Annotated in this window: 7 protein-coding genes; 4 read left to right on the top strand and 3 right to left on the bottom strand. The window is 71.4% G+C overall.

Annotated features, from left to right (window positions below):
* Nucleotides 1-155 precede the first annotated feature (155 nt).
* Nucleotides 156-1,280, bottom strand: coding sequence for an RCC1 domain-containing protein (locus AC07BF_RS35085; RefSeq protein WP_400809204.1), 1,125 nt, complete (start codon nucleotides 1,278-1,280; stop codon nucleotides 156-158).
* A gap of 335 nt (nucleotides 1,281-1,615) precedes the next feature.
* Nucleotides 1,616-2,734 carry a basic secretory protein-like protein gene (locus AC07BF_RS35080; RefSeq protein WP_363581301.1) on the bottom strand — a complete coding sequence of 373 codons (1,119 nt, stop codon included), beginning with the start codon at nucleotides 2,732-2,734 and terminating at the stop codon, nucleotides 1,616-1,618.
* Nucleotides 2,735-3,165: 431 nt separating this feature from the next.
* On the opposite strand from AC07BF_RS35080, the gene AC07BF_RS35075 reads away from it, so the two are divergent.
* The 4 genes from AC07BF_RS35075 (at nucleotide 3,166) to AC07BF_RS35060 (ending at nucleotide 5,668) form a co-directional block, all read left to right on the top strand.
* Nucleotides 3,166-3,444, top strand: a complete 279-nt coding sequence (locus AC07BF_RS35075; RefSeq protein WP_363581299.1) for a hypothetical protein — start codon at nucleotides 3,166-3,168, stop codon at nucleotides 3,442-3,444.
* Nucleotides 3,445-3,676: 232 nt separating this feature from the next.
* Complete coding sequence (locus AC07BF_RS35070) at nucleotides 3,677-4,201, top strand: MepB family protein (protein ID WP_363581297.1); 525 nt, start codon at nucleotides 3,677-3,679, stop codon at nucleotides 4,199-4,201.
* Nucleotides 4,202-4,347: 146 nt separating this feature from the next.
* On the top strand, nucleotides 4,348-5,169 hold the full coding sequence (locus tag AC07BF_RS35065; protein WP_478318473.1) for a lipase family protein: 822 nt from the start codon (nucleotides 4,348-4,350) through the stop codon (nucleotides 5,167-5,169).
* A 217-nt stretch (nucleotides 5,170-5,386) separates the two neighbouring features.
* Nucleotides 5,387-5,668: a hypothetical protein gene (locus tag AC07BF_RS35060; RefSeq protein WP_363581293.1), complete on the top strand. Its 282-nt coding sequence runs from the start codon at nucleotides 5,387-5,389 to the stop codon at nucleotides 5,666-5,668.
* A gap of 258 nt (nucleotides 5,669-5,926) precedes the next feature.
* On the opposite strand, the gene AC07BF_RS35055 is transcribed toward AC07BF_RS35060, so the two are convergent.
* A complete protein-coding gene (locus AC07BF_RS35055) occupies nucleotides 5,927-6,148 on the bottom strand; it encodes a hypothetical protein (RefSeq protein WP_478318475.1) in 222 nt (73 codons plus the stop codon).
* Nucleotides 6,149-6,247 lie beyond the last annotated feature (99 nt).

The raw sequence follows: 6,247 nt of genomic DNA, 5'->3' as shown, positions 1-6,247 counted from the left end.
TACGCCGTTCGGGTGATTACTCCGTCTGACGACCCCCCTTCCCTCATCCCCCCCCCCCCCCCCCCCCCCCCCCCCCCCCCCCCCCCCTACCCCCCCCCCCCCCCCCCCCCCCCCCCCCCCCCCCCCCCCCCCCCCCCCCCCCCCCCGCGCCGGGTTCAGTTGGCCAGGCTGAAGTCGCCGCCGAGGGGTGCGGCGATCTTGTCGACGCCGGTCAGCGCGGTGAGCGAGGTGACGGGGGTGCTGCTGTCGGTGGTGGTGCCGTTGCCGAGTTGGCCGGAGCCGTTGTTGCCCCAGGAGCGGACGGTGTTGTCGCCGAGCAGGGCGATGCTGTGTTCGCGGCCGCCGGCGATCAGTTGGATGCCGGTGAGGCCGGGGACCTGGACGGGGGTGATCCGGTAGTCGGTGGTGCCGTCGCCGATCTGGCCGGAGGTGTTCCGGCCCCAGGCCTTGAGCTTGTTGTCGCTGTCGGTGACGGCCAGGCTGTGGTGGGCTCCGGCCGCGATCCCGGAGACCCCTCCGAGCCAGCTGCCCTGGGTGTCGACCGGGGTGAAGCGGCTGATGGTGGTGTTGTCGCCGAGCTGGCCGGTGGCGTTGTAGCCCCACGCCTTCACCGCGTTGCCGCTGGTGGGCTTGGTGGAAGTGCTCGGCGGGCCGACCAGGGCCAGGTTGTGGTCGGCTCCGGCGGCGATCCGGGTCACACCGGTCAGGTTGTTCACCGGGGACGGTACGTTGCGGCTCGCCGAAGTGCCGTCCCCGAGCTGGCCGTTGATGTTGTAGCCCCAGGCCCACACGGTGCCGTCCTCGCGCAGCGCCAGACTGTGGTTGAGTCCGGCGGCGATCGCGATCACCTTGTTGAGTCCCTCGACCCGGACCGGGACGCTGCTGTCGGCGTTGGTGCCGTTGCCGAGCTGGCCGTAGTTGTTGCGCCCCCAGGCGACCACGGTCCGGTCGGCGAGCAGTGCCAGGCTGTGCACTCCGCCCGCGGCGACGTCGGTGGCATCGGAAAGATTGACGACCTGGCCGGGCGCGTTGTGGCTGAACACCGAGCCGTCGCCGAGCTGCCCCGACCCGTTGGCGCCCCACGTCTGCACCGTGCGGTCGGTCAGCAGGGCCAGCCCGAAACCTGCGGTGGGGCCACTTCCCCCGGCGGCGATCTTCACCACCTCGGCGCTCGTCAGCCCCAGCACGGTGGTGGCCGTCGTACGGATGTCCGTCCAGGTGCCGTCGCCGAGCTGACCCGCGCGGTTGTTGCCCCAGGACTTGAGCCGCTTCTCCTGCACTTCATCTCCTCATCGGGTGTGCTGTCACTCGGGAACGCGGCCTCGCCGGGCGCTGCCGCGGAGGCTGCCACGAGGACGCGGCGATGCCGCCTCCCGACAGACCGCTCCTGCCCGGCCCTCTCCGCGAGCTCTCGAACGCATCATCGGGGACGAGCGATCAGAACTCGGGGCCCCAATCTCGATCTTCACTCGAAAAGGTGACCTTCCGGTGTTTCCAGGCGCGCCGGGCCGTCTCGCACCGCGCACACCCGCCCCTTGGCGGCGCTCCTGACGTCAACACGACGGCCCGGCACCTCGTGGGTGCCGGGCCGTCGGGTGGGGTGTGGGGGCGCGGGTTACTTGGGCATCTCGTTCCAGAGCTGCTGGGCGCTCTTGCCGGTGAGCTGGACCCAGATCTGCTCGTTGTAGTTCGTGGTGTTCAGCAGGTGTGCCAGGTCGGGCTTGTTGTAGGCCTTCGAGACGTAGTCGATGAACCGGGCGGTGGCCTGGTAGCCGCTGTCGTAGTTGGAGTCCGGGCCGAAGTGCTGGGCGCCGGTGCCCGGCTGGAAGTTGTAGTCGCGCACCCAGTCCGCCAGGCCCTCGCCCAGCCACCACTTGCCGGAGAACGGGCTGTCCCAGACCGCGACGTGCACGGCCTCGTGCACCAGGAAGCCGGTGTCACCCTGGTTGCCGCGGGTGTAACCGATGTTGACGTGGACCTCCTTGACGCCGCTGCTGGGGTTCACCGTGGTGAACGCGGGGTAGTCGGTCAGCTTCGGGTCAAAGATGATCTTGAAGTAGCTGGGGGCGGCGAAGGCTCCCTTGGTGATCAGGTTGGAGATCGTCGGGTAGTAGTCCGCGACGGTCCTCTTCTGCTGCTCCAGCCACGGCCCGAGGTCCGGGGCCTGCGAGTAGTCGAGGTCGATGGTCGGGCGGCCGGCGGTCGGCGGGGTGGTGGCGCCGTTGCGGTCGAGGTTCCAGGACTGCGCCGGGTCCCCCGCGTTGCAGGCGGCCACCTTGGCGTTCAGGTCCGCGCCACGGGCCAGGCAGAGGTTGCTGTCCGAGACGCTGTGCAGCAGCCAGGCCCGGCCGTTGCCCATCGAGGTGTTCTCCAGCCACCACTTCTGATTGTCCGCGCCGACGTAGTTCCAGGCACCGACGGTGTTCTTGCCCCGGTCCCGGTCGACGGCGTTGTTGGTGCCGGGCACCTTGACCGACCAGGCGCCGTTGCCCTCGTCCCTGACCGTCCAGACCTGCTGGGCGGAGGACTCGTTCCAGTCGCGGACCACCACGGTGGAGGCGTTGTTGCGGCTGTCCCACTGGAGGGCGCCGCCCGCGTAGCTGGAGATGCGGTAGTCGGCGCCGCTGGACGGGAGCGACTCAGCCGCACTGGCGGTCCCAGCGCCGAAGGCCATCCCGGACACGACGGTCGCGGCGGACAGGACGACGGCGGCGGCCGTACGACGGGTGATCATCTCGGGGTTCTCCTCTCGGGCGGTTCCCCCCTGGAACCGGCCTGCGGTCATGCCACCGGGCCCCGGTAGACGCGGCGTCAACGCTCCCGTCAACGGGTGCGTTGACGGGCCGTCGGTCCGGTGGTGTTCACCCGAAGGTCCAGGCCTTCTGCCAGGCGGCTCCTCACTCGCGGATGCCCGCGCTCTCGACCGCACGCCGCCGGGTCGCCCGCCGCCGGTGTCGCCCGACAGCGACAGCGGCGCTGTCACGCGGTGACATGCCGCGCACTGACCGTCGGATCCGTGCCAGGCCCGGCCAACGCGAGCCCCTGAGGGGCAACGCGACTCGCCGGAGGTCGGGTGCCTTCGTCCTCGGACTCTGGCACGCTCGGTGTGGCGAGGTCGAGTCGAGTGGTCGTCCCATCACCGATGTTCCGTACGAGGAGGCATAGTTGACGCTGAGGAAGAAAGGGTCGCGCCTGATCACCATCGACGAGGTGGTGTACCGGTGGCGGGTACACGGTGGTGTCCGCTGCTGCATCGCGTGCGCATGGGGCCGGTCCGGTTTCGCGGTCCAGCGGGTCGACCAGATGGGCCCGGTGCTTCTGGCAGCCACGTCAGCGTTCCCCGTCGTGCCGTCCATCGTCGAGGCGGGAGTGCGCACCGCGCTCGATCAAGGATGGCAATCTACCGGGGCAGGGCCCGCTTTCCGCCTGCGGGAGCTGGTTTAGAGCGGAGGCGAAGGCCGCGGTCTGCGGCATCGGATCGGCCACCGGCAGGTCGACACGACTCCGTGTAGAGCGACGCGCTCGACCACCCGACCAGGAGCGGCGCAGCCGGGAGCGGCTGCCGACCGGACGGCGACGGCGCCTGCTCCACCCGCCTGTCCGTGATCGGGTCCGATGGCAGGAGCCCCTGATAGAGCACCTCAAGGGGTGGCAGCCTCGATGGCAGAATGACGGAATGGTGACGAATCAGCCGTGGGCAGGACTTCATGCTGACCTGCTGGCGGCGAAGGCCTTGGTGTACGACCCGAGCGGTTTGGCCTGTTCGCCCCCGGTGGCCGAACCGGAGAGCACCGAATACGCGGCTTGCCGGTTCACGATCGACGGCCGCTCGGTCCGGTTCCGCGCGGCCAAAACCACCCCGACGAAGGCGGGCCAGTTCGTCACCGTGTGGCTGCGATCCGAAGAGGGACCGATCCGGCCCTTCGACACCGACGACGGGGTGGACCTCTTCGTCATCAGCTGCCGCGACGACAACGGCTTCGGGCAGTTCGTCTTCCCGTCCGAGGTGCTGTGCGAGCGCGACATCGTCTCCCGCAACGGCTCCGGCGGGAAACGAGGGTTCCGCGTCTACCCGCCATGGGTGACCACGACCAACCGGCAAGCGCGCAGCACGCAGGCCTGGCAGGTGAACCACTTCTTCCACATCGGCCAGAACGGGCCCGCCGACCTGGCGTACGCCCGCGCCCTCCACCACCCGTAGCCGCCCCCGTGCGCCGGCTCGGCTGTCGGGATGACATCCGGGCGCGGCCCACCCGGAGCGGCGGTCCGCGCTCTGGTACGACGGGGCTGATGTCCGCGCCGGCGGTGCGTCCCCCGTCCGCCGGCCGTCCCGGAGGAGAGATCGCCGTGCCCGTGCCCACCACCTTCGACCACCAGGCGAAGAGCTACAGCGTCCCGCACGCCTACTGGCTGGCGAAGGCGTCCGAACTCGCCTACCAGGACGAGGCCACCATCGAACAGCAGGCCCGCGACTGGGGCTTCGACCGGGTGCGTCACCACCGGACCCGGTTCACTCCGCCCTTCCCGCTGGAGGACACCCAGGGCTACACCATGGCCAGCGACCACATGGTCGTCACGGCGTTCCGCGGCACCCAACCGGCCGAGATCCGCGACTGGCTCTCCGACTCCTCCACGCCGCCCTGGCCCGGCCCCGCCCGCACCGGCTACGTCCACTACGGCTTCGCCGAAGCGCTGGAGTCGGTCTTCCCGGACGTCCGGGACGCCCACGCCCAGCTGCGCACCAACGGCCAGACCGTGTGGTTCACCGGCCACAGCCTCGGCGGAGCCCTGGCGATGCTGGCCGGCGCCCGGTTGTACCTGGAGGACCCGCGTCTCCAGGCCGACGGCATCATCACGTTCGGGCAGCCCCGCACCTGTGACCGGCTGCTCGCCGCCGCCTGCAACGAGGGCTTCAAGGGACGCCTGTACCGGTTCGTCAACAACAACGACATCGTGCCCCAGCTGCCGCCGGAGCCGGCCTACACCCACGTCGAGGCGCTGAAGTACATCGACTCCTCGGGCCGGCTCCACGACTCCATGGGCCTGGTCGCCGGGCTCGCCGACCGCGCCAAGGGCCTGACCGCCGACGCGTTCGCTCCGGCCACGGCCGGTGTGCGCGACCACGCGATGAAGCGCTACCTCGCGGCCCTGGAACAGAACCTCGCCTGACGGAGTCAGGCCCTGCGGGCGGGACGGGCGCCGGTGGGTCCACGGCCGGCAGGCCGGGCCCGGCGAGCGGAGCCGGGCCGAGGGCCGAGTGAACCGATGGTACGAACAGCCTCCCCCCGGTAGCGATGCGCACACGGCCGTGTGTGGATGGTGACGGGCCGCCACACCACGGCCGTCCGATCCACCCTCACCATTCGCACCTCGAAGGGTTCCACCCATGCGTACCGCGCACCGCATCCTGGCCGTCTCCGTCCTCAGCCTCCCGCTCGTCATCGGCGCGGCGACCACCGCCTCCGCCGCCGAGACCGACAACATCCCCACCGTCAACTTCGACAGCGGCGCGTTCGCCGTCGGCCCGAACGGCAGCGCCCTTCAGGTCACCGACGCGCAGTTCGGCCCCTGTGGCTCCTCCTTCCTCACCGGCGCCGTCGTGGTCGGCCCTGGCGGCGTCGCGGGCAGCGCCACCGAGACCGGCATCAGCACCGGCGGGCAGGGCTGACCCCACCCGCACCCGCGCCACGGCTGCCCCGGGAGCACCCCGCCCCGGGGCAGCCGCCCGTCCGAAACCGGACGGGGCCAGGACAAAACGCCCTACCCGGCCCACGGGAGGACACCCGCCCCCTGCCGGACGGCACCGCCAACGCCACGATCACCGGCGTCAGCGGCGCCGCCGTCCTCACCGAAGCCACCGGGGGACCGGGCGCCGGAGGGCACGGCAGCCGGCGCGCGCAGTGTCCGTCCGGCATCTGGTGCGTGGTCACCGGACGGCCCAGGCCGAGCAGGCGGGCTGGTGCCAGGTCGTCCGGACCACCTGGCCGCCGGGCAGCCTGTGCTCGCTGTGCCAGGTCCGGCAGCACCCGGCGGCAGGTCGACGCGGCCCGGACGGCACCGCGGGACCGACGGCCTGGCGGACGGGCACGGGCGCGAAGGCCGGCTTGCCAGGGCGGCCCCGGCGGCGCCTGGTGGAGGAAGTCGTCATGCCCGCCGTTCTGCCACCCCCGGCCCCCCTCCAACCTCGCCTCACCCGAACGGATGAGCAGCCCGGACCGGCTGCGGGACGCTGACGCGGCAGCAGGAA

It is taken from the genome of Kitasatospora sp. NPDC043950, from assembly GCF_056435345.1.
This window is presented reverse-complemented; position numbering and strand designations above follow the sequence as displayed.